Here is a 23698-nt window from a genome sequence, read left to right on the forward strand (position 1 = left end):
GTAATAATTCTAACACTTTGAGAGTGAAGTTAAACAATACAAAAGCCTCAGTACACGAATAGACGTGTAAATGAGGCTTTTCTTTATTTCTTGGGCCAAATAGGTAAAATATGGTAAGACAAGCGTGTTGTATATTTGATAATATAAGTGAAAAGGATGAGAGGAGCTCATAAGGCATGATGAAGCGTAAAAATTATTGGTTCTTATTTGCTGTTCTCTTGCTATCCTTAACTAGTTTATCACCAAGTCTTGATTTCGCTTACAATAATAAATTAAATGACACCAAAGATCCATCACGTCTCTTATCTCCAGATTCACCTGATCTAACTATGAATCAACAACCCATTCAGATAACGGTACAATTATCAGCAGAAGATTTTGCACAGCTTCAGCAGAAAAATGAAGGTTTCATGCGAGTTACAGGAATTCAAACTGAGCTTTCTAATATTGCCTTAGATTCTAATAAGTTAGTTGACTCTTTAGCACTGGGTGAAGGTCCTGATGTGATGTTAGTAAATAGTGAAGACATGTATTCATTAGCGACAAAGGGATATTTACTTCCAGTAGAATCTTATCGCAAACACTCACCAGAGAGTAATGGACTGAGCGCAATACTTTCATTAATGGAGTGGAATGGCTATCAATGGGGAACTCCTTACGATATGGATCCCTATGTACTGCTATGGCAGCCTCTGGCATTAGAGGCATTAGGATTTCATCAGCCACCTAAGACCGTGCAGGAGTGGAATGATCTACTGGAAAAGTATCAAGAATCCAAGGGTGAATATCTACTTGCCATTGAATCTGAGCAACCTTATGGCTTAGCCACTTTATTAGGGGAAGTTGGGGGAGATATTTCGAATCCAGAGGATGAGTCTTTGAACTGGATTGAACAGGCATTGCCTTATATGTATATCATGGATAAGCATATAGAGGAATGGAAGGAGATGACCAAAGAGAGTGTTCCATTGGTTATATCTCCATATTCAAATGCAGCTGTAGTACAAAAGCGGGGGATGCTTCTAGAGCTATCGGACAATGTCTACGCTAAACATCCTATTCTTCTGCGGAGTCGCTCTTTGGCTGTTTCTTCACACTCAGTTCTACCTGAACAGGCAGCAGAATGGATTGCTTATATGACGTCTCCTACGACTCAAATGGAGTGGTTAAAGGCTACTCATCGTTTGCCGGTTCTGACATCTCTCTATAATCATTCTTCGTCCTCATCTATAGTTTTATCTATTACTTTGAATAAATTGTTGGAGAATAGTGAAGAGGTAAATACTAAATCTATTCAAAGTAATGATCTAAGCACGCTGACTGACAATGTAGATCAACTTCTTAAGGGCTTAATCACGAAGAAGGAATTTAAAGATAATATAAGAGCAAATGAGAGCATCAATTGAGCATGATTTCAAAGCTATTTAGATAGAATGAACAAAAGACCAACCTTATTGTTAGTTCAATCTATTTTGATAACTTTAAAGTAACATGCAAATTTTTGTCCGTTACGCTAACTTCAGTAGCTTTAACGAAGGAAATAAGTTGTTGTGGATAGAATCCTAGATCAAATTCTTCTTCCAATGACTGGCGTGTCGTATCAGGTAGCTCTAATTTATTAAATAGTAATTTATCAACGTGAAACATAATGCCGTTCTTAGGTTCATTCACGATAGAGTAGTGTCCTGTAATCTCAATTTCTAAATTTCCACTTTGACCAGAGGCTGTAATGGACCCTTCGTTGAAATGAAAGGAAAAAACATTAAATAATTTATCTTTTGAGCGTAAAAATTCATTTAGCTCATCTTCTTTCAAATTAATAGAGTAGTTAGTACCGCTTATGCGGACTGCTCCCTCTGTTTTCTGAATAAATTGGGGCAAGTCGTTCATAGCTGCAGCTAAGGCTCTAAAGTGGCGCTTGACCTCGTAAATTCCTATATTTTCCCAGTAAAGTGTGAATTCCTCAATCATTTTTTTCATTGCCTCGGGATTACTACTAGTAGCTAGATCCCCCTCTATTTCTTGATGTAACACAACTACACGTTCTCTTTGCTGAATGAGATGAGCCATGATTTCTTTCAATTCCGCAGCGTTTCGAGTAATAACTTTTTGAGTAGCTTGAATGTCCTTCAGCTGCTCTTGATAGCCTCGCAGTACAGTTTGATCATGTTCCATAATTATTTCATAATAGCCATAAATCATGGCAAGATTACTAATACTCTTGGCTGAAAGGATGGAAGCAAATAAAAAGTCGCGTTCTCCCATGTAATAGGAACGAATGATTTCTCCTGCTTGAGCTTGTTGATCTTGTATTTGTTCCTGTTTCAGTAGAAGCTGGTTCTGCAATCTCTGCTGTCCCTGTTCCATCTCAGTCTGGCGAGCACTTATACGCTGAATCTCGCTATCGATCTCCACAATGGAGAGGCTGTCCTGGAGCAGCTTTTGAGTATATGTATCTGTAGTAGTGGGGGAAGTTGGTTCAGGTTCAGCGTATATAGCATTCTGATTATGTAAGGATGCATTTAGGATTACAAATAATAATATGTATATAATACTGCGAACGTATTTCTTAGATTTCAAGGTGATTCCTCCTCCCTTATTATAAATATATGTGAAGTTCATTAAAAATATCATACCTCTATAATAACAGTGTAAAGTGCTTATGAAACTAAAAACCAAAGAACAAGCGATCCAGCATTTGTGCCGGTTCGCTTGTTCTTTGGTTATTACCATATCAAATGTTTATAACGGCAATCCCATTTCAAAGATCGTCCAATAGCTAAAACCGGTGAAAGTCACGATCATATAGCCCCAAAAGAGAAGTATGTAGGTTCTTTCCGTAAATTTCAGATAACCTAAAATGACAAAAAATGCAGTCTGTAAAAAGAACAACAGAGCCATTTCAGTCATATTTCCGGCAAATGCCATTAGCCCAATTACAAGCGTGAAGAAACCTAGAACTCGAAACATGCGTCCCACAATCATATCCCCCTTTCCATACGTATGGCCAAATCATATTCTTTGCTCCATTATAACGTTTACATAAATTGCTGTAAATGAAAAACGTAACAAAACATTCAAACTTATCAATAAATCAATGATATTTAGTGTTGAAAATAATTAAAAGTAAATAATTGGTCAATTCCAAAAGATGAGTGTATGAGGGTGAGATAAAATGGAAATACAAAATAGTATCAAATAGATTCTATGAACTCTATGAGAGGCATAGAAATGAACTAAGCAGTTTTTATACCTTATTCATACTGGGTTAATTCTCGGTTAAGAAGATGGTTATTTTAGGACGTTGTTAGGAGGGCTTAATAGCATGACAGCAGTGAGACAAGATGCATGGAGTGTAGAAGATGACCTTATATTGGCTGAAGTAACTTTACGCCATATTCGTGAAGGTGGCACACAATTGTCAGCTTTCGAGGAGGTAGGAGAGAGAATTGGAAGAACCTCAGCGGCATGTGGATTCCGTTGGAATAGTTGTGTACGTAAAAAGTACGAAGAAGCCATTAGCATTGCCAAAGCACAGCGCCAAAAACGGAGCTACTATAAGAAGCAACCGTCGGCAGCGGGATTACAGTTGGCAAGTTTGACGACAACAGATGATGATCTTGGTTATTTTAAGGTCGATGGAGCGAGTGAAGAAACCTTATCTATGGATGCTGTCATACGATTCCTCAGACAGTGGAAAGGAACGGTTCAAGAGAATAGTCGTCAATTAAAAATGCTCGAGAAGGAGCTTCGTGAGAAGGATGATGAACTAGATCAACTTCGGGTTCTAAATGAGAGATTGTCTAAACAAGTGAATGCAGTACAGACGGATTACAGAGTCGTTAATGATGATTACAGAGCTTTAATTCAGATTATGGATCGCGCGAGACGCTTGTCTTTCTTGAATGAGGAAGAGGAAGAGAACAAAACGCGATTCAAAATGGATGCTAATGGTAACTTGGAACGAATGGAATAGCCTGAAGAGAAGAACTTATAGGAAATAATAACCCATGTGGATAACGTACCCAAGTACGTACCACATGGGTTTTTCGTTGTTAGATGTACAGTGTTATAATGACAAAATGAAGAATATTCGTGAAGTAGGTGAAGCTTGAATGAAAATAGATATTATTGGTGGAGGTGCACTAGGTTTGCTATATGGAGGCAAGTTGGCTACAGCTGGCAATGAAGTGCGTATATGGTGCCGAAGTGAACAGCAAGTACTGCAATTACACCAACAGGGGCTATATATTCGAAGTGCCGATGAAATGGCAGATCAGCATTTGAACGTTCCTTCAATTCAAATGGATACACTTGCTCGATTCGTGGATACTTGGGAGCAAAAACCAGGTAATTGGGTGTTTTTAATGACGAAGCAAAGGGATGTGAAAGAGGCATGTGCAACTTCGCTGGCACAATTGAGTCAGCAATCGCTCCGCGAGACGTACGGTGTTCTTTGCTTCCAAAATGGGACGGGACACGTCCCGTTAATTCGTTCTATATTACCTGAGTGGCATATATATTCGGTCATTACGACAGAGGCGGCTAAAAGAATAGCTTTAAATGTTGTACTTCATACAGGCCAAGGGCAGACATGGATAGGTGAATCTTCAAAGAAGAATGATACAAATTTAACTAGGGCTGTAAGTGTACAAAAGTATGAGCAACGTTTAAACCAGGAATTTCAAAAAGCAGGATTTGCAAGTGTTATGTCGAATGAAATCGAGAAGCATATTTACCGGAAATTATTAATTAATGCTGTAATAAATCCGTTGACTGCCCTTTGGAGAATTCCAAATGGTGAATTGCTCGCATCTGAAGCAAGAATTGAGCTTATGAAGGAATTATTCTTAGAAGGTACTGCGGTATATGATGCCAATGGTATTAACTGGAATAGCAATTTGTGGGATCAGATTGTAGATGTATGCAGATCTACTTCGGGTAATACGTCCTCTATGTTGAAAGATGTGCTTGAAGGCAGCCCTACGGAAATTAGATGGATTAACGGTGGCATCGTTGCTATGGCTGAGAAGGTGGGATACCAGGCAAATACCCACAAGCTCATCATGAAATTGATTGAAGGAATGAGAGTGAAGGAGGAGTGAATCATTGGACTTATTACGGAATTCAATAATCGTGTTTAGCATTTTGCCATTCGTTCCATTTTTGTTAGTATATTTTGTGCACTATAGGTGGATGAATAACAAGAACACAGCTTTATTGTTAGCGATGGATGTCACAACGGCTTTTCTTATTTTATCCGTTTCTGCACTATTTAATAATATATTTAATACGGGGTTTGGATTTTACCTCATTTTGCTTTTACTATTGATTGCAGTAGGTCTAGTAGGAGGAGCTCAGAATCGGATCAAGGGTGGAGTAGATTTAAAGAGAATGGGTAGAGCAGTATGGCGTATGACCTTTGTATTGATGAGTACAAGCTATATTTTATTTGCAATAATAGGATTAATTAGATACATATTCAAGTCTATGTGACTAAATGTTACACATCAAACACATTTTTTGAATGAAACACTTCAATTTTTCAGGAAAAGCGGTTATTCCCTGAAACAAGTTGTAGATTTTTTTGACCGGTGGTTGTATAATCAGATACCATATACTATATTGGCAGGGGGAAACGTTAGATGAAGAAGAAATGGCTAGGAATGCTAGCACTCATCCTTATTGTGAGTACTGTTCTTGCAGCATGTGGCGCAGACAACAAAAAGAATGATGGCGCAACGAATACTAACACTGAAAAACCAGCAAAAGATCAAGTACTACGTATTAACTTGAGCGCAGAACCACCGACATTTGATCCGGCACAAGCTAAAGATAGCCAAACTAATACGGTTCTTAAGCTAATGTACGAAGGTTTGACACGTTCTGAAGATGGTAAAGAAGTTCCAGGTATTGCAGAGAGCTGGGAGGTATCCCCAGATGGATTGAAATACGTATTTCATCTTCGTAAAGATGCTGCTTGGAACAACGGTGATCCTGTAACAGCTAAAGATTTCGTGTTTGCCTGGGAACGTGTGTTAAGCCCTGCAACGACTCCAGCTGCTCCCTATGCATACCAATTGTTCTACATCAAGAATGCTGAAAATTACAACACACCTAAACTAGCAGATGGTAAGGCTAATCCAAATTATATTTCTGATTTTTCTCAAGTAGGTGTTAAGGCTACGGATGATAATACGTTGGAAGTTACATTAGAGAATCCAACCCCGTATTTCTTAAATCTAACTTCTTTCTACACGTTTTATCCAGTTCATTCTTCAGTAACTGGTAATGCAGCGTGGGCAACAGATCCTAAATCCATGGTTACGAATGGTGCATTTGACCTAACAACATGGACAAAAGGGCAAAAAATTGAGTTTACTAAAAATGATAAATACTGGTCAAAAGATATAATTAAATTAAGTAAAATTACAGCATCTCTTACGAACAGTGGTGCGACTGAGCTTGCAAGTTATAAGAGTGGTCAATTAGATTATGCTGGTGAACCCAATGGTGCAATTCCAGCTGACCAACTTCCAGCAATTAAGAAAGAACTTCCAAATGAATTCAATGTTAAAGGTTTTGCAAGTACTTATTTCTATGAATTTAACGTAACAGCTAAGCCTTTTGACAATGTTAAGATCCGTAAAGCTTTTGCAATGGCGATTGATCGTCAAGCTATCGTTGAGAAAGTAACACTGGGCGGACAACTTCCAGCTTTTGGTTTCGTGCCTCCAGGTATCAAAGGTGTGAGTGATGAATTCCGTACTGAGAATAAAGATGATTATTTCCAAGAGAATGTGGATGAAGCTAAGAAATTGTTAGCTGAAGGTATGGCAGAAGAAGGTTATACAACTTTGCCTGAAGTAACCTTGATCTATAACTCCGATGAAAACCATAGAAAAGTCGCTCTAGCAATTGGTGATATGTGGTCGAAAAACTTGGGCGTTACTGTGAAAACAGAAAACCAAGAGTGGGGTGTATTCCTTCAGAATCGTCAAAACCTGAACTATCAAGTGGCACGTTCAGCTTGGTCAGCTGACTACAATGATCCAATGAGCTTTATCGATCTTTGGAAAACAGGTGGCGGTAACAATGACAATGGTTTCTCTAATGCTGAGTATGATGCATTGGTAGATGATGCTTACAAATCATTGGACAACACACAACGTATGGAAAATTTCAAAAAGGCTGAAAAAATCTTGATTCAAGATGAACAAGCTATAATGCCGATCTACTACTACACTAACAAATCGTTGACTAAAGAAAATGTAAAAGGTATTGTCGTTCATTATAATGGTTCAATTGACTTTTCCCGCGCTTATTTTGAGTAGTTAACGAATAAACTGGTTGTAGTTATTTCGGGATATATATGTGTACATTCATATATATCCCGAAATTTTTTTGTCTGTTTCATGACATTTTCCGAAAATTTCTTGAAAATGAAAATAATGTGATGGACAAAAAGCTTTGTTAATCTTTAAAATAAATAAATGTATTGCATAGGTAAGATAAAACCTACGGGAGGTGTGTACTGATGATACGTTATATTGCAAATAAATTCTTTTATCTGTTAATTTCGTTATTAATACTGATATCTGTGACTTTCTTTCTAATGAAAGCAATTCCAGGGGACCCTTTTATGTCTGAAAAAAAGTCTTCACCTGAAATTCAAATGCGTCTAATGGAGCAATATGGGCTGGACAAGCCCGTGTATCAACAGTATGTCAAATATTTGGGTGATATTGTTACAGGTGACTTTGGAATATCCATGAAGCATCAGAATCAGAGAGTTTCGGACATTATTGGCCAAACGTTTCAAGCATCTTTGAAACTGGGTGCTGTTGCTATTGTGTTCGCAGTTATTATAGGGGTACTACTAGGCATGCTCGCCGCACTTTATCATCGCAAGCTAATTGATAATGTTGCCATGGTTATTGCGGTGTTGGGTATGGCTGTTCCAAGCTTTGTGCTTGCAACCATGTTGCAATATTTGCTGGCGCTTAAGTTCGGCATGTTTAATGTCATGGGATTTGAAGGTCCAATGGACTATGTACTTCCAGTATTAGCTCTATCAGCACAACCAATTGCATTTATTGCACGTCTGACACGCTCTAGTATGCTTGAAGTACTTCATGCAGATTACATTAAGACAGCTAAGGCCAAGGGTCTGAATTGGTTTTCTATCATGTTCAAACACGTTATTCGTAACGGGATTTTACCAGTCGTAACCTATGTGGGACCTATGACTGCCAATATTATTACAGGTTCTGTCGTTATTGAGCAAATCTTTGGTATTGGTGGAATTGGTAAAGTATTTGTCGAATGTATTACGAATCGTGACTACACCATGATTATGGGTGTAACGATTTTTTACGGGATTCTATTGATGTTGGCAAGATTCGTTACCGATATTGCCTATGTAATGATTGATCCAAGAATTAAATTTAATCGAGGAAAGGAGGGCTAACTGTTGGATACTAATCAGTTAAACGAATTGAAATTAACACCTGAAGATTTCCAGAAAATAGGCACGGATGAGAAAGAAGCAGAAGTTATTCAGAGAGAAAGTCTCTCAGCATGGAGAGATGCAGGGCAACGTCTTTACCATAATAAGATGGCGATGACCGCTCTGGTTATACTAGTACTCATTATTATTTCATCCATTATAGGACCTATGATTTCTGAGTTTAATTATTATTCTAATGATTTGATGAACACCAATCAGGGGCCTTCCTCTCTACATTGGTTCGGTACAGATGATCTAGGACGAGATATGTTTGTTCGTACTTGGATGGGCGCACGAATTTCACTTATTGTAGGATTGGCAGCGGCATTGATTGACGTCTTTATAGGTGTTATTTATGGCGGTATTATGGGGTTCTTTGGAGGACGTGTTGATGAGATCATGAATAAGTTCTCAGAAATTCTATACTCTATTCCATATATGCTCGTAACGATTCTTTTATTGGTTGTGCTTGAACCCAGTCTAGGGACGATTATCCTTGCCTTGACTATAACGGGCTGGATTAATATGTCTTGGATTGTTCGTGGTGAGATCATTCAGTTGAAGAACCGCGAGTTCGTGCTGGCTTCTCGTTCCATGGGTGCCGGTTCGGGACGGTTATTATTTAAACATTTGCTACCTAATGCAATGGGGCCTATTATCGTTACACTTACGCTCTCTGTTCCAACGGCTATTTTTGCTGAAGCATTCCTTAGCTTCTTGGGTCTTGGTGTACAAGCTCCTGTGGCTTCCTTGGGATCGATGATTAACGATGCCTTGACAGGTTGGATGTATTACCCATGGCGGATGTTGTTCCCGGCCATCCTAATTAGTTTAACAATGCTATGCTTTAATATTTTCGGTGATGGCCTTCGTGACGCACTAGATCCTAAATTAAAGAAATAGGAGGTGGAACCATGGAGCCTATTTTACAAGTGAAAGACCTACACGTATCATTTCATGTAAAAGGCGGAGAAGTTCAGGCTGTACGCGGTATGAACTTTGACATTGGTAAGGGTGAGACGGTTGCAATTGTCGGAGAATCCGGTAGCGGTAAAAGTGTTACCGCTCAGACGATTATGCGCCTGATTCCTACTCCGCCTTCTCATATCAAGCAAGGTGAAATCATTTTTCAAGGGCAGAATTTATTAGAAAAGACGAACAGTGAGATGGAAGCGATACGTGGGAAAGATATTGGAATGATATTTCAAGATCCTATGACTTCTTTGAATCCTACGATTAAAGTAGGTAAACAAATTACTGAAGTTTTGATTAAGCATCAGAAAATGTCCTGGAGTGAAGCTGAAAAGCAAGGTATTGAGATGCTTAAGATCGTAGGTATCAAAAATGCGGAGGCTCGCTTCAATCAATATCCACACGAATTCTCTGGCGGTATGCGTCAGCGTGCGATGATTGCTATTGCCTTAGCCTGTCGTCCGGCACTTCTTATTGCCGACGAACCTACAACGGCTTTGGATGTAACGATCCAGGCTCAAATTCTAGATGTCATGAAAGAGATGCAGCAACGTCTAGGTACCTCTATCATTCTTATTACACATGACCTTGGTGTTGTAGCAGGCATGTGCGATAAAGTCATTGTTATGTACGCAGGCGAAGTAGTAGAGACGGGTACGAAATGGGAGATATTTAAGAACCCTCAGCATCCATATACGAAGGGTCTTTTACGTTCGATGCCACGTCTAGATCAAAAGAAGAATGAGCCATTGATTCCTATCATCGGTACGCCACCCGATCTTATTAAACCTCCTCTAGGTTGTCCGTTCTGTGCACGTTGCGATCAGGCGATGAGAGTATGTGAAAGTATTGATCCGAGTGCTACTGTGTTTAGTGAAACACATATGGCAAGATGCTGGAATCTGCATCCCATGGCGCAGGAGGGACAAATATCATGAGTCAACCATTGATAGAAGTAAGTGGTCTTAAGAAATATTTTAATGTGGGTAATGGAAATGTAGTCAAAGCTGTTGATGACATTAACTTTTCCATTCGTGAAGGTGAAACACTAGGATTAGTAGGAGAATCAGGCTGTGGTAAATCTACCGCAGGTCGTACCATTCTTCGGTTATATGAACCTAGTGGTGGTAGCGTAAAATTTAATGGTACAGATATCTATAAGCTCTCTCCGAGTAAAATGAAAGCTATGCGCCGCGATATGCAGATGATATTCCAAGATCCTTATGCATCGCTAAATCCGCGCTTTACAGTATCTGATATTATCGGTGAAGCTTTAGATATTCATAATTTAGCTGGAAGCCGGAAAGAGCGGAAAAAGCGTATTGAAGAGCTACTTGATACCGTAGGGCTTAATTCTGATCATGCCACTCGTTATCCACATGAATTCTCTGGTGGTCAACGTCAACGTATTGGGATCGCTCGTTCACTTGCTGTGAATCCGAAATTCATCATTTGTGATGAACCGATCTCAGCCCTTGACGTGTCAATTCAGGCACAAGTCGTGAATCTGCTTAAGGATCTACAGAATCGAATGGGATTGACTTATTTATTCATTGCCCACGATTTGTCTATGGTTAAGCATATTAGTGATAGAGTTGCTGTGATGTATCTTGGGAAGATGGTTGAGTTAGCGGATAGTGAAGAACTATACAATAATCCAATTCATCCTTATACCAAAACACTACTGTCTGCTATTCCAGTTCCAGATCCTGAGATTGAAGCTAATAAAAAGCGTATTATTATGCCTGACGATAAGTCAGGTCCGATATTCTCAGGTAAAGATAGTTCAGGGAATAGAATAGAGCCTAAGCTAGTCGAAGTATCTAAAGGACATTGGGTTGCAATGCCTTACGAATGATTTGTTATATAGATAAGCCGTCGGGTAAATTCGACGGCTTTTTTAAGTTGGCAGGAGGACCTAACTCCCTTTGACTGATGAGAACATATTGGTTACAATCAAGAAAGAATTTTAGAATGTAATTTTAATTGTAACAGAATGGGAGGCAGACCTCATGAATGTGGTTATAGATCCGTTAAAAAGTGGGTCGGCTCTGGCAAATGATTATATTAACCATTACGAGAAGGTTGAAAGTTTGTATGGTAAAGATTATCACCATGAGACAACTTGGATTGAACGGGCACAGTGGCTTGATGATACTGAAGACAGACGAGTTGATCGCCATGACTTGGTTGAAATATTGAGAGAATATAATGGGAAGCACAATGCCCATAATGCTGTACATACATCACTTGATAAACTGGAGAAACCTGGAGCCCTTGTTATAGTTGGTGGCCAACAAAGTGGACTATTTACCGGTTCGATGTTAGTTGTGTATAAGGCTATCACCATTATACAAGCAGCAAGAGAAGCGGAGAAGCGTTTGAAACGTTCTGTAGTTCCTATATTTTGGATAGCAGGAGAGGACCATGATTGGGACGAGGTGAACCACACCTACTTACTTACAGGAGATATGAACTTAACGAAGATTAGAATGGATAAGCATAAGCAGACCAGGTCTTCCGTTAGTCAGACTCCCGTCTCAGATAAAGAATGGGCCCGTGCCATTAACATGGTTATCGCTACGCTTCAAGATAGTGAGTTTAAAGCTGATATTGTATCCATAATCAGACAAGCGACAGAGAGTTCAAATAATTTAAGTGATGCTTTCGCGAAATTGATGGGTGAGTTGTTTGGACAATATGGTCTTGTCTTACTAGATTCAGCTGATCCAGAACTACGTAAATTAGAACAAACGGTATTTCAATCCATGATTGAGAAGAATGAAGAATTGGGACGGGCATATCAGGTTTCAGCAGGTCAAATTACGTCTCTTGGTTATGAATTACAAGCAGATGTGGCAGAGGATGGGGCTAATTTATTTTACATTCATGAAGGCAATAGACTACTCCTGACACGAGTAGAAGACCGATTCATGGATCGTAAAGGTCTGGTAGCTTTTACACGTGAACAACTTTTAGATATGCTACACAGCCATCCTGAGCGCTTCAGTAACAATGTGCTAACCAGACCCCTCATGCAGGATTCTTTATTCCCGGTACTTGGAAGTGTGTTGGGTCAGGGAGAAATATCTTACTGGGCGATTACACGTCAAGCCTTTGAAGTGCTTGGCTTAGAGATGCCTATTCTATTGCCGCGAATGTCCTTTACAATGATAGAAGGAACACAGCATAAGTATATGGATAAGTATGGATTATCGTTTCAAGATGTACAGCATCATCTTCAAGAGCGCCGAAATCAATGGCTCTCTGAGCAGGATACGGTGCATATAGATACGCAATTTGAGGCTACTAGGAAAGCTTTTGAACAACTTTATGAACCCTTGATTCAGCAGCTAGGAGATTTACAAGCGGGTCTTATAACGATTGGGGAGAACAATAAGTCCAAGATTCTAGATCAGATCACTTATATGGAAAGAAAAGCGAAAGAAGCATTAGAACAGAGGCATGAAGCGACATTACGTCAATGGGATAGAATAGAAACGCTATTGTTCCCCTTAGGCCAACCACAGGAAAGAGTCTACAATCTATTTTATTATGCAAATCGTTACGGTGTATCCTTTATCCGTAATATTATGGAAATATCTGTTGATTATTCAGGGGGGCATCGGATAATATATTTATAGGATGAGTTTATAGGAGGAGTAATATGAATGCTAGGACATTAAATGGCAGTATCGTTAAAGATATGGGGTTGGCACCTGACGGACATTTGAAGATTGATTGGGCAGAGGCTCATATGCCTGTATTGAATCGAATTCGTAAACAATTCGAAGCTGAGCAACCATTTAAAGGGTTGAAAGTGGCTATTTCACTTCATTTGGAAGCCAAAACGGCTTATTTAGCAAAAGTTGTACAGGCAGGTGGAGCAGAAGTTACTATTGCAGGCAGTAATCCTTTGTCTACACAAGATGATGTGTGCGCGGCATTAGTGGAAGATGGTATCACTGTGTTGGCACGACATAATCCTGAGCCTAAAGAGTTCAAAGAGATGCTAATTAAATTACTTGAAATTAAGCCTGATCTTATCATTGATGATGGTGGCGATTTAGTGACCATTCTGCATTCAGAACGTCCAGACCTTCTTGAGAATCTCAGAGGCGGAGCAGAAGAGACAACAACGGGTATATTGCGTCTGAAAGCAATGGATAACGATAACATGCTTAAATTGCCAATGGTTGCTGTGAATGATGCCTATTGTAAATATTTATTTGATAATCGTTATGGTACCGGACAATCTGTATTTGATGCTATCAACCGTACGACAAACTTGGTAGTTGCGGGCAAAACGGTTGTCGTTGTAGGATATGGTTGGTGCGGTAAAGGTGTCGCAATGAGAGCGAAGGGCTTAGGAGCTAAAGTAATTGTGACTGAAGTTAATGCCATTAAGGCTGTAGAAGCGCACATGGATGGTTTCCAAGTGATGTCTATGGTCGAGGCTGCTAAGCTGGGAGACTTCTTCGTTACGGTTACAGGTAACCGAGATGTTATAACAGGTGTGCATTATGATGTAATGAAGGACGGGGCTATTCTTGCGAATGCAGGTCATTTCGATGTTGAAGTGAACAAGCCTGAACTTTTAAGTCGGTCTCAATCTGTTCGAACTGTACGCCGTAATATTGAGGAATATCATTTCAATGATGGCCGTAAGATGTATCTAATTGCTGAAGGGCGTCTCGTAAACCTAGGTGCTGGAGATGGTCATCCGGCAGAAATTATGGATATGACCTTTGCACTACAGGCTATGTCACTGAAATATGTGAATGATAATTATCGCGAACTTGGGTCTCATGTCATTAACGTACCCTATGAGTTGGATGAACAAGTAGCACAGTTTAAGCTTGAGAGTCTTGGAATAAGCATAGACACCCTAAGTGAAGAACAGGCATTATATGTGAAGAGTTGGGATACAAACTAATTATTGCGACAATGAACAGTTACGATAAAGAGCTCCTCGATTCCATTCGAGGGGCTCTTGTTATTTATTACCAAAAAAAGAATGGTTATATAAAAAGGATATTGAACATAAATGGCGAATTTAATATTATTAGTGGTGGAAAGTGGTGTAAAGTGGGGGAGTTAGGTTAAAGGAGTGAGTGGGCCAATGTTTATGGGGGAATATCAACATAGCATTGATGACAAGGGCCGGATTATTATCCCGGTTAAATTCCGCGACCTTTTGGGAACCTCATTCGTTGTTACCCGCGGTTTGGACCAATGCCTATTTGCGTACCCTAAGGAAGAATGGGCTATTATGGAACAGAAGCTCAAATCTCTATCTTTGATGAAATCTGATGCACGTGCGTTTACCCGGTTTTTTTTCTCGGGTGCAACTGAATGTGAATGGGACAAACAGGGTAGGGTAAATCTACCGGGGAATTTGCGGGAATATGCTAAGCTTGAGAAGGATTGTATTGTGTTAGGCGTATCGAACCGAATGGAAATTTGGAGCAAAAATATGTGGAATGAGTATTTTCAACAATCCGAACAAACATTTAATGATATTGCTGAAAAATTAGTCGATTTAAACTTTGATTTATAGTCTGGAGGGCTGCAGCTTGTTTCATCACATCACGGTGCTTAAAGAAGAAGCGACAGAGGGGCTGCGCATCAAAAGAGATGGCATTTATGTCGACTGTACTCTGGGTGGCGCAGGTCATAGCTCATTGATCGCATCTAAGCTTGGAGAATATGGAAGATTAATTGGGCTCGATCAAGACGATTGGGCATTAGACCATGCAAAGGAACTGCTATCTCCTTACAGTGATCGAATATCATTGGTTAAGACAAACTTTCGATACTTGGAAGAAGCTTTGAAGGATCTCGCTGTCCCGCAGAAGGACGGGGTTCCCCAGGTAGACGGAATATTATTCGATCTTGGGGTATCATCCCCACAGTTTGATGAAGGCGACCGAGGATTTAGCTACAATCACGATGCTCCGTTAGATATGCGAATGGATCAATCTGCTAAGCTAACGGCTGCTGAGATTATTAATGAATGGTCAGAACAGGAAATTGCCAAAATATTGTTTATGTATGGTGAGGAGAAATTCTCTCGGCGAATCGCTAAGATCATTGTAGAGCGCCGGACCAAGGAGCCTATTAAAACAACAGGTGAATTGGTCGAAATCATTAAAGAGGGAATTCCAGCGGCTGCCCGTAGAACAGGTGGACATCCTGCGAAACGGAGTTTCCAAGCTTTGCGAATTGCAGTGAATGATGAGCTCGGCGCATTTGAAGAAGGGCTTCACCAGGCTGTGCGGTGCTTGGCACCAGGCGGAAGAGTATCAGTAATTACCTTCCACTCATTGGAAGATAGAATTTGTAAACAAATATTGGCGAGTTATTTAGAGAAATGTACCTGTCCAACTGATTTCCCTATGTGTGTATGTGGGGGTAATGGGCAAATGAAACTTGTGAACCGTAAGCCATTGGTTCCTAGTGAATTGGAATTGGAACAGAACTCACGTGCACGCTCAGCCAAATTGAGAATCGCGGAGAAACTGTAGAACATGATAAGGAGTGAGAGAAGTACAATGGCTTATACGCGGGGGAATTTAGCAGTTAAACCTAAACCGATAGAACGCGTATCTCCAGGATATCGCGAGCAGACAAAAGTAATCACACGACGTGCACCTCTTCCTATGAAAGAGAAGATGCTGTATTTGTTAACTGTTGTTGTATGTGTTGCTGTGGCAGGTCTTGTCATTTCACGCTATGCGAATATCTATGATCTAAATAAACAAAGTGAGAAGCTTAGTGTTGAAATTAGGAAAAATCAACTGTTATCGACACAAATGGAAGTGAAGAGGGAAACATTGAAGAATTCAATTCTAGCTACTGCAATCAAAGACGGATACGTGGAGCCATCTGAGCATGAAACGGTTTATGTGCCTCGTACTACGATCACCCCTGAGAAAGAAATATCGGATGTAGATTCAGCACAAAAATAGTGTCTGTGAGGGTTGATATATGGTAAAAAAAATAAAACTTCGTACACTGTTTATAGGAGGATGCATAACCCTCCTCTTTGTTGTTTTAATTACTAAAATATTTTGGATTCAAGTTGTAAAGGGAGACTTTTGGCATGAAAAGGCTGTGGGAAGCTGGTCCAGGGAAAAGGTCATTGCGGCTACTCGTGGAACCATTACTGACCGGAAAGGTGATGCCTTAGCCATTGATGCACCAGCGTATACGGTAACTGTTAATCCGAAAGTTATTCAAGAGAATGGGATCGAGGATGAAGTGGTTACAGAACTAAATAAAATTCTAGGAAAGCCAGAAGATGAACTACGCGCACTCGTTACCGCTAAGGATGATAAAGGGGAAGAGTATTTAACAAGTCGTGAAGTTCGGCCCGAAGGCTTGATGGTTAATCAGGATAAGAAGGACCAAATTGATGCATTAGTGAAAGTAATGAAGAAAAAACTGAAGGATAAAGGAAAAGTTGCAGATGCAGGGATCGGTACGCTTAGTCAGAAGAAGCGAATCTATCCTAAGAACAGCTTAGCAGCCCATATTCTTGGGTACACAGATCGTGATGGCAAAGCTGTTGCTGGCTTTGAAGCATTCCATGACGAGATACTCAAGGGAACGCCGGGCTCTAGCAATTACAAGAGTGATGGGCAATTAGACAAGCTTCCTAATTCAGACGAGGTCTATGTTCCGGCTGTCAATGGTAAAAATGTTCAACTGACAATTGACTCTACGATCCAGTATTATATTGAGGAAGCCATGAAAGAGGCCTATGAGAAATACAAGCCGGTCAGTATGACGGTCATTGCAGCCGATCCGAATACGATGGAAATATTGGGTATGGCCAATTTACCAACCTATGATCCGAATACGTACTGGGAAACGCCAGAGGCTGAGAATTTCACTAACCATGCTGTTAAATCACTGTATGAACCTGGTTCTACATTCAAAATTGTTACTCTTGCGGGTGCTGTTCAGGAGAAATTATTCAATCCTAATGCCACATACGTTTCAGGTCAAATAACAGTTCAAGGAACGAAACAGAAACTTTATGATGTTGTGCGTTCAGGATGGGGGACCATTTCTTATCTTGATGGGGTGAAGCATTCGAGTAACGTAGCTTTTATTAAGCTAGGTTCGGAAATGCTAGGGAAGGAAAGATTATTGAAATATATTACAGATTTTGGATTTGGTCAGAGAACGGGAATAGAACTACCAGGAGAGACTGCACGCGCAATTAATCTGCCAGGGCCCGTTGAAGTTGCTACAGCTTCATACGGTTACGGTGTTCAAGTCACTCCTATTCAACAGATCACTGCCATTGCCGCAGTTGCTAATGGTGGGAAATTAATGAAGCCACATATCGTTAAAGAAATTAATGATCCTAATACAGGAGAGTCGAAGAAGGTTCTCCCGGAAATGACTCGGCAAGTCATTTCTGCTGAATCAGCTAAAGAATCAAGTGGCTATCTTGAACAGGTAGTATCAGATCAGGTTATGGGTACAGGAAGAAATGCTTACATTGAAGGTTATCGTGTTGCAGGTAAGACAGGAACCGCTCTTAAATGGGTGAATAATGAATATAGCAAAACGAAGCAAATTATTTCTTTCTCTGGATTTGCTCCAGTAAATGATCCTAAAATTGCAGTCATCGTCATCATGGATGAACCTATGGATGGTACAGTGGGTGGGGGAAAAGCTGCGGCCCCCGTCTTCAAGAAAATAGTATCTCAATCTTTACAGTACATGAATGTCCCGAAGTTAGTAACAAGTGAGCAAACCAAGGAAAAGCAACCGAATGATAAGGGTGCATCGGGATCAGTAAGCTATACGACACCAAACATGCAAGGGAAAGCCATTGTCAAAGCCAAGAAAGAGCTTCTAAATACTGGAATCGCTTTTGAGACGCTGGGTAAAGGCAAAACAGTTATAAATCAATACCCGGCCAAAGGCTCGGTCATGAGCTCAGGTCAGCGAATTTATCTTCTAACCGAAGAGAATGATCGAATGAAAGTCCCTGATTTGAAGGGAGAATCTTTGAGAGATGCACTACAAGTGTTGACTTTAATGAAATTGACAGCTAGCGTAGAAGGTGAAGGGTTCGTTACTGAACAAAAGGAGATAAAAGAAGGTAATAAACGTAAAGTTCTATTGAATCTCTCACCTGCTGATGAGATGGCTTCGCATAAGGAAGAGGAAGTAGATCAATAGCTTGTTGGTGTTTTAGTGAATAGCTTGTTCTATCCCCTAGCTGTCCTGAATACTCATGATAACAACAATGTCATGAGCTCAGGACAAGTTGGGAGGGTGTATAATGAAAGTTTCAAATTTAACACTTAGACGGAGGCTACTGTGGAGCTTGCTGTTCTTTTGTGTGCTATTCGGTGCTTTGATCATAAGGCTGGCTTATGTACAGCTGGGATTAGGTAGTGAACTTTCTGCTAAAGCAGAGGATTCATGGAGAAGGAACATTCCTTATTCAGCTAAAAGAGGAGAAATTCTTGATCGAAACGGAACACCTCTAACCTTTAATATCAGTACTCCAACCATCATGGCCATTCCAGTTCAGGTTAAAGAACCAGAGGTCGCAGCGCAGGCATTGTCCCCTTTGCTTGGGATGACGCAAGAAAAAATATTAAAGGTCATTACTAAAAAAGGCTCTATGATTGAAAAATTACAGCCAGGTGGTCGCAAAATTACAATGGATCTCGCTCAGAAAATTCGAGATCTGGATTTACCCGGCATTGTTGTTGCAGAAGATAACAAAAGATATTATCCATATGGGGATCTGGCTGCACACATATTAGGGTTCACGGGAATTGACAATCAAGGAATAACAGGAGTCGAGAAAAAGCATAACGATAGACTATTAGGTATGAACGGTAGTATCTCCTACCTTTCTGATGCTGCGGGCAGGCTAATGCCTGGTTCATCTGAGAGGTATGTTGAACCTAAAGATGGATTGAATCTACAGCTTACGATCGACAAATCTATTCAGTCAATCATGGAACGTGAATTGGATCAAGCTATGGTACAGTTTCAAGCACGCGGTAGTTGGTCCATTGCAATGAATCCTCAGACAGGTGAGATCCTAGCCATGGCAAGTCGCCCTGGATATGAGCCTGGTAAATACCAAGAATATGCTTCTGAGGTCTACAACCGGAACTTACCGATATGGATGACATATGAACCAGGTTCAACTTTTAAGATCATTACATTAGCTGCTGCTCTTCAGGAAGGAAAAGTGGATTTAAAGCGGGATACCTTTTTTGATCCAGGTTATATCAAAGTAGGGGGTGCTACCCTGAAATGCTGGAAAAGGGGTGGACATGGTAGTGAAACATTTCTTGAAGTGGTAGAGAACTCTTGTAATCCTGGATTTGTAGTGCTAGGGCAGAAGCTTGGGAAAGAATCACTCTTTAAATATATTCGTGATTTCGGCTTCGGCACGAAGACAGGAATTGACCTTAATGGAGAAGAGAATGGTATATTATTTAAGTTATCACGAGTAGGACCTGTAGAGTTAGCTACGACTTCATTCGGGCAAGGTGTATCTGTTACACCGATTCAGCAGGTAGCCGCTGTGTCCGCTGCTATAAATGGTGGTAAATTGTATAAGCCATATGTCTCTAAGGCTTGGATTAATTCTGAGACGGGTGCTACGGTTGAAGAAATGAAACCTGAGCTTGTGAGACAAGTCATTTCAGAAGAAACATCTAAGAAGGTTAGAGAAGCTCTAGAAAGTGTTGTAGCTAAGGGGACGGGGCGCCCTGCTTTTATCGATGGATATCGAGTAGGCGGAAAGACAGGTACTGCACAGATTGTGGTTAACGGGCGATACTCTTCGACAGAGCATATCGTATCTTTTATTGGGTTTGCACCAGCTGATAATCCTCAGATTGTTGTGTATACCGCTGTAGATAACCCTAAAGGTATTCAATTTGGAGGTGTAGTTGCTGCACCCATTGTACAAAATATACTAGAAGATTCATTGCATTATATGAATGTTCCAGTGCGCAAGGATCAGCTGACGAAAGAATACAAATATGGTGAAACACCCATTGTTACAGTACCTGATTTAGTAGGTGCTACGGTACAGGATCTATATGAGGATTTGAATATGAATTTCATGCTGACTAAGTCAGGGAGCGGAAAGAATGTAGTAAGTCAAGCTCCTAAGGCGGGGAGTAGGGTGGAACGAGGGTCAACGATTCGGATTTATATGGGTAGTTCTGAGGCAGATGAAGATGTAAATAAGGCACCTTAGCGTGCCTAATATTCGTTATAATTGACGATAATTGAAATAGAGCGAGGGATTACTAATGAGACTTAATGAATTGGCTTCATCGATAGCAGTTAAACAGATTGTGGGTAGTGGGGATATTACAGTGTCTGGCATCCAGATTGATTCTCGGAAGGTAACTCCGGGTGATTTATTCATCTGTTTACCCGGTCATACCGTTGATGGACATGATTATGCATCACAAGCGGTGGAGCGAGGTGCTTCTGCACTTGTTGTAGAGAGACAGCTAGATGTAGAATTGCCTCAGGTCATCGTTAATGATTGTAGATATGCAATGGCTGTGTTTGCTAATGCCTTTCTCGGATCTCCAAGTAGCCAATTGAAGGTGATCGGAGTAACAGGAACGAACGGGAAGACGACAACGACCTATCTTATTGAGAAAATTATGAATGATCATGGCGTAAGGACCGGACTCATCGGAACCATTCAAATGCGCTATGGTGGACGTACATTCCCAATGTCAGGAACAACACCAGAAGCGTTAGATTTACAACGGTCGTTGCATGATATGGCAGCTAGTGGCACCCGTTGCTGTGTCATGGAGGTATCCTCACATGCTTTAGAGCAGGGGAGAGTGAAAGGGACAGATTTCAGAACAGCTATTTTTACAAACCTGACCCAAGATCATCTGGATTATCATAAGACGATGGAGGAATACCGTTCAGTAAAAGGCCTGCTGTTCTCTCGTATGGGCAACACCTTCATTAGTAAACCTGATAAGCGTAAATATGTTGTACTTAATGCGGATGATCCTGCTTCGAATTATTTTGCCCAAATTACGGCAGCTGAAGTCATTACCTACGGTTTGGAAGAAGGGGCAGATGTACGTGCTACTCAAATATCTATTACTGCACAGGGTACATATTTCCATGTTGATTCTTTCAAGGGAAGTACAGAGATTCAACTAAAAATGGTTGGTAAATTTAACGTGTATAACGCATTAGGCGCGATTGCAGCTGCTCTATTAGAAGGAGTGGGTCTAGAGCAAATAAAACGTAGTCTTGAGTCTATTTCGGGTGTCGATGGACGTGTTGAATCCGTTGATGCAGGGCAACCCTTTGCTGTTATCGTTGACTATGCGCACAGTCCAGATGGACTTGAGAATGTATTGAAGACGGTTAAGGAATTTGCACAAGGTCGTGTATTGACTGTATTTGGTTGTGGTGGAGATCGTGATAAAACGAAGAGACCTATTATGGGCAAGATTGCTGCGAAGTATAGTGACATTGTATTCGTAACTTCAGATAATCCTCGGACAGAAGATCCAGAATTGATATTGAAGGATATCGAAGCGGGACTTCTGGAAGATCAGATACCTCAGGATAAATATCAAATGATTATAGACCGGAGAACAGCAATCCAAAAGGCTATTGAAATGGCAAGCCCTGACGATGTAGTATTGATTGCGGGGAAAGGTCATGAGACCTACCAATTGATTGGACAGACGATTCATGAATTTGATGATCGTATCGTCGCCAAAGAAGCGATAAGGGGCCTAATACTGTGATTAGAAAAACGTTGGGAGAAGTAGCTGTGATGTGCGGGGGAAATCTCGTAAATAAACAGAATGAAGACACAGTGATTCACGGAGTGATCCGAGATTCACGTCATATGTCAGAGGGATGTCTATTCATTCCAATAGTCGGTGAAAACTACGATGGGCATGCTTTTGTGGCAGAAGGCTTGCGTACAGGAGCTGGTGGAGCTTTATGGCAGCGTGATCGGGGTACGCCTCCCGAAGGGGCCATTATCGAAGTGGATGATACTTTAGAAGCTTTACAAAAGCTATCCAAAGCCTATTTACGTGAAGTGGGTAGTAAGGTTGTTGGCATTACGGGTAGTAACGGTAAGACAACGACAAAAGATATGATAGCGGCTCTACTGGAAACAACGTATAAGGTGCATAAAACGGTTGGGAACTACAATAACCATATTGGTCTTCCGCTCACTATTCTTGCCATGGATATGGATGTAGATATTATCGTTCTTGAAATGGGAATGAATGCACGCCATGAGATCGAATTTCTTGCTGCTATTGCAGGTCCAGATGTAGCTGTTATAACGAATATTGGTGAAGCGCACTTACTACAGTTAGGATCACGGGAGGAAATTGCCCGAGCTAAAGCGGAAATTTCCAGCGGACTAAAGTCTGAAGGTCTGCTTATATATAATGGTGATGAGCCGTTGATTTCGGAAGTGCTAGCAGAATCGACTACGATTAAACCAATCAACATGAAGACGTGGACTTTTGGTATTAATCCAGATAATGATGAATATCCTATGGGAATGCTGAATCACAATAAGGGCGTTATATTCACAACAAATGTGCATAAGGAGCAAGGGATTGATTTGCCATTACTTGGAAGACACAACGTCGTGAACTGCTTAGCAGCGCTTGCAGTGGCTCGTCATTTCAACGTAACAGAGGAGAACATTCATAAAGGGTTATCTCATTTACGCTTAACAGCCATGCGTATAGAGCAGGTTGTATTGCCTACGGGGTTAACGATTCTGAATGATGCTTATAATGCTAGCCCATCTTCGATGAAAGCGGCTATCGATGTACTTCAAAGTATGAAGGGGTATCGTACAAAAATTGCAGTGCTTGGGGACATGCTTGAGCTTGGGTTGCAAGAGAATGAATTTCATGCCGAAATAGGTAGCTATCTGACCGCAGACAAAGTGAATTTGCTGTATACATATGGTCCTTTGTCCGCTTATACAGCAGAAGCAGCGAAAGTCCATTTACCGGAATCCAGCGTATATGCATTTGAAGATAAGAAGGAACTCATTAGTCACCTTGAGGAGAATCTTCAACCTAGAGATATAGTACTTTTTAAAGCTTCGCGTGGAATGAAGCTGGAAGAAGTAGTGGATGCACTAAAAGAGAAATTTTAGCAGATGTGACGTCATGAAGGGGT

The 23698-nt window shown here is 40.6% G+C and carries 20 protein-coding genes; 18 read left to right on the plus strand and 2 right to left on the minus strand.

The features are described 5' to 3' along the window. The first annotated feature begins 176 nt into the window (after positions 1 to 176). Positions 177 to 1406, plus strand: a complete 1230-nt coding sequence (locus UB51_RS03610; RefSeq protein ID WP_044876119.1) for an ABC transporter substrate-binding protein — start codon at positions 177 to 179, stop codon at positions 1404 to 1406. Between the two features lie 61 nt (positions 1407 to 1467). Here the strand turns inward: UB51_RS03610 and UB51_RS03615 are convergent, their stop codons facing one another. After that, positions 1468 to 2580 carry a hypothetical protein gene (locus tag UB51_RS03615; RefSeq protein ID WP_052675744.1) on the minus strand — a complete coding sequence of 371 codons (1113 nt, stop codon included), beginning with the start codon at positions 2578 to 2580 and terminating at the stop codon, positions 1468 to 1470. Positions 2581 to 2742: 162 nt separating this feature from the next. Then, a complete protein-coding gene (locus tag UB51_RS03620; protein ID WP_044876120.1) occupies positions 2743 to 2979 on the minus strand; it encodes a DUF2626 family protein in 237 nt (78 codons plus the stop codon). A gap of 346 nt (positions 2980 to 3325) precedes the next feature. Between UB51_RS03620 and UB51_RS03625 the strand changes: the two genes are divergently transcribed. The 17 genes from UB51_RS03625 (at position 3326) to UB51_RS03705 (ending at position 23675) form a co-directional block, all read left to right on the plus strand. Beyond that, positions 3326 to 3976, plus strand: a complete 651-nt coding sequence (locus tag UB51_RS03625) for an RsfA family transcriptional regulator (RefSeq protein ID WP_044876121.1) — start codon at positions 3326 to 3328, stop codon at positions 3974 to 3976. A gap of 139 nt (positions 3977 to 4115) precedes the next feature. Then, positions 4116 to 5105, plus strand: a complete 990-nt coding sequence (locus tag UB51_RS03630) for a ketopantoate reductase family protein (RefSeq protein ID WP_044876122.1) — start codon at positions 4116 to 4118, stop codon at positions 5103 to 5105. A 31-nt stretch (positions 5106 to 5136) separates the two neighbouring features. Further along, positions 5137 to 5496 carry a DUF3397 domain-containing protein gene (locus UB51_RS03635; protein WP_324607773.1) on the plus strand — a complete coding sequence of 120 codons (360 nt, stop codon included), beginning with the start codon at positions 5137 to 5139 and terminating at the stop codon, positions 5494 to 5496. Positions 5497 to 5645: 149 nt separating this feature from the next. After that, the gene (locus UB51_RS03640) at positions 5646 to 7334 is read left to right on the plus strand and encodes a peptide ABC transporter substrate-binding protein (protein ID WP_044876124.1); all 1689 of its coding nucleotides are present in this window, start codon (positions 5646 to 5648) and stop codon (positions 7332 to 7334) included. 203 nt (positions 7335 to 7537) lie between these two features. Further along, positions 7538 to 8470 carry an ABC transporter permease gene (locus tag UB51_RS03645; RefSeq protein WP_044876125.1) on the plus strand — a complete coding sequence of 311 codons (933 nt, stop codon included), beginning with the start codon at positions 7538 to 7540 and terminating at the stop codon, positions 8468 to 8470. Between the two features lie 3 nt (positions 8471 to 8473). Then, positions 8474 to 9412, plus strand: coding sequence for an ABC transporter permease (locus tag UB51_RS03650; RefSeq protein ID WP_044876126.1), 939 nt, complete (start codon positions 8474 to 8476; stop codon positions 9410 to 9412). Positions 9413 to 9423: 11 nt separating this feature from the next. Beyond that, a complete protein-coding gene (locus UB51_RS03655; protein WP_044876127.1) occupies positions 9424 to 10419 on the plus strand; it encodes an ABC transporter ATP-binding protein in 996 nt (331 codons plus the stop codon). After that, positions 10416 to 11339, plus strand: a complete 924-nt coding sequence (locus UB51_RS03660) for an ABC transporter ATP-binding protein (RefSeq protein WP_044876128.1) — start codon at positions 10416 to 10418, stop codon at positions 11337 to 11339. Before UB51_RS03655 ends, UB51_RS03660 begins: the two co-directional genes overlap by 4 nt. Positions 11340 to 11493: 154 nt before the next feature. Further along, entirely contained in the window at positions 11494 to 13125 is a 1632-nt protein-coding gene (bshC, locus tag UB51_RS03665) for a bacillithiol biosynthesis cysteine-adding enzyme BshC (RefSeq protein WP_044876129.1), read from the plus strand. A 23-nt stretch (positions 13126 to 13148) separates the two neighbouring features. Continuing rightward, positions 13149 to 14417 (plus strand): adenosylhomocysteinase, encoded by a 1269-nt coding sequence (locus tag UB51_RS03670; RefSeq protein WP_044876130.1) that lies wholly within the window; start codon positions 13149 to 13151, stop codon positions 14415 to 14417. 186 nt (positions 14418 to 14603) lie between these two features. Beyond that, positions 14604 to 15041 (plus strand): division/cell wall cluster transcriptional repressor MraZ, encoded by a 438-nt coding sequence (gene mraZ, locus UB51_RS03675; protein WP_044876131.1) that lies wholly within the window; start codon positions 14604 to 14606, stop codon positions 15039 to 15041. Positions 15042 to 15057: 16 nt separating this feature from the next. Beyond that, the gene (gene rsmH, locus UB51_RS03680) at positions 15058 to 16008 is read left to right on the plus strand and encodes a 16S rRNA (cytosine(1402)-N(4))-methyltransferase RsmH (protein ID WP_044876132.1); all 951 of its coding nucleotides are present in this window, start codon (positions 15058 to 15060) and stop codon (positions 16006 to 16008) included. Between the two features lie 27 nt (positions 16009 to 16035). Next, positions 16036 to 16452 (plus strand): hypothetical protein, encoded by a 417-nt coding sequence (locus tag UB51_RS03685; protein ID WP_044876133.1) that lies wholly within the window; start codon positions 16036 to 16038, stop codon positions 16450 to 16452. Positions 16453 to 16471: 19 nt separating this feature from the next. Further along, positions 16472 to 18685 (plus strand): penicillin-binding transpeptidase domain-containing protein, encoded by a 2214-nt coding sequence (locus UB51_RS03690; RefSeq protein WP_044876134.1) that lies wholly within the window; start codon positions 16472 to 16474, stop codon positions 18683 to 18685. 103 nt (positions 18686 to 18788) lie between these two features. After that, positions 18789 to 20741, plus strand: a complete 1953-nt coding sequence (locus UB51_RS03695; RefSeq protein ID WP_044876135.1) for a stage V sporulation protein D — start codon at positions 18789 to 18791, stop codon at positions 20739 to 20741. 55 nt (positions 20742 to 20796) lie between these two features. Further along, entirely contained in the window at positions 20797 to 22284 is a 1488-nt protein-coding gene (locus UB51_RS03700; RefSeq protein ID WP_044876136.1) for a UDP-N-acetylmuramoyl-L-alanyl-D-glutamate--2,6-diaminopimelate ligase, read from the plus strand. Next, positions 22284 to 23675, plus strand: a complete 1392-nt coding sequence (locus UB51_RS03705) for a UDP-N-acetylmuramoyl-tripeptide--D-alanyl-D-alanine ligase (RefSeq protein WP_324607774.1) — start codon at positions 22284 to 22286, stop codon at positions 23673 to 23675. The genes UB51_RS03700 and UB51_RS03705 overlap by 1 nt, the downstream gene beginning before the upstream one ends. Positions 23676 to 23698: the final 23 nt, after the last annotated feature.

Source organism: Paenibacillus sp. IHBB 10380 (genome assembly GCF_000949425.1).
Taxonomy (GTDB): Bacteria; Bacillota; Bacilli; order Paenibacillales; family Paenibacillaceae; genus Paenibacillus_AQ.

Bases quoted from the DNA above. Each gene is read 5' to 3' on its own strand.
- UB51_RS03610 (WP_044876119.1), top strand. From the start codon at position 177: ATGATGAAGCGTAAAAATTATTGGTTCTTATTTGCTGTTCTCTTGCTA.
- UB51_RS03625 (WP_044876121.1), top strand. From the start codon at position 3,326: ATGACAGCAGTGAGACAAGATGCATGGAGTGTAGAAGATGACCTTATA.
- UB51_RS03630 (WP_044876122.1), top strand. From the start codon at position 4,116: ATGAAAATAGATATTATTGGTGGAGGTGCACTAGGTTTGCTATATGGA.
- UB51_RS03640 (WP_044876124.1), top strand. From the start codon at position 5,646: ATGAAGAAGAAATGGCTAGGAATGCTAGCACTCATCCTTATTGTGAGT.
- UB51_RS03645 (WP_044876125.1), top strand. From the start codon at position 7,538: ATGATACGTTATATTGCAAATAAATTCTTTTATCTGTTAATTTCGTTA.
- UB51_RS03655 (WP_044876127.1), top strand. From the start codon at position 9,424: ATGGAGCCTATTTTACAAGTGAAAGACCTACACGTATCATTTCATGTA.
- UB51_RS03660 (WP_044876128.1), top strand. From the start codon at position 10,416: ATGAGTCAACCATTGATAGAAGTAAGTGGTCTTAAGAAATATTTTAAT.
- bshC (WP_044876129.1), top strand. From the start codon at position 11,494: ATGAATGTGGTTATAGATCCGTTAAAAAGTGGGTCGGCTCTGGCAAAT.
- UB51_RS03670 (WP_044876130.1), top strand. From the start codon at position 13,149: ATGAATGCTAGGACATTAAATGGCAGTATCGTTAAAGATATGGGGTTG.
- mraZ (WP_044876131.1), top strand. From the start codon at position 14,604: ATGTTTATGGGGGAATATCAACATAGCATTGATGACAAGGGCCGGATT.
- UB51_RS03685 (WP_044876133.1), top strand. From the start codon at position 16,036: ATGGCTTATACGCGGGGGAATTTAGCAGTTAAACCTAAACCGATAGAA.
- UB51_RS03690 (WP_044876134.1), top strand. From the start codon at position 16,472: ATGGTAAAAAAAATAAAACTTCGTACACTGTTTATAGGAGGATGCATA.
- UB51_RS03695 (WP_044876135.1), top strand. From the start codon at position 18,789: ATGAAAGTTTCAAATTTAACACTTAGACGGAGGCTACTGTGGAGCTTG.
- UB51_RS03700 (WP_044876136.1), top strand. From the start codon at position 20,797: ATGAGACTTAATGAATTGGCTTCATCGATAGCAGTTAAACAGATTGTG.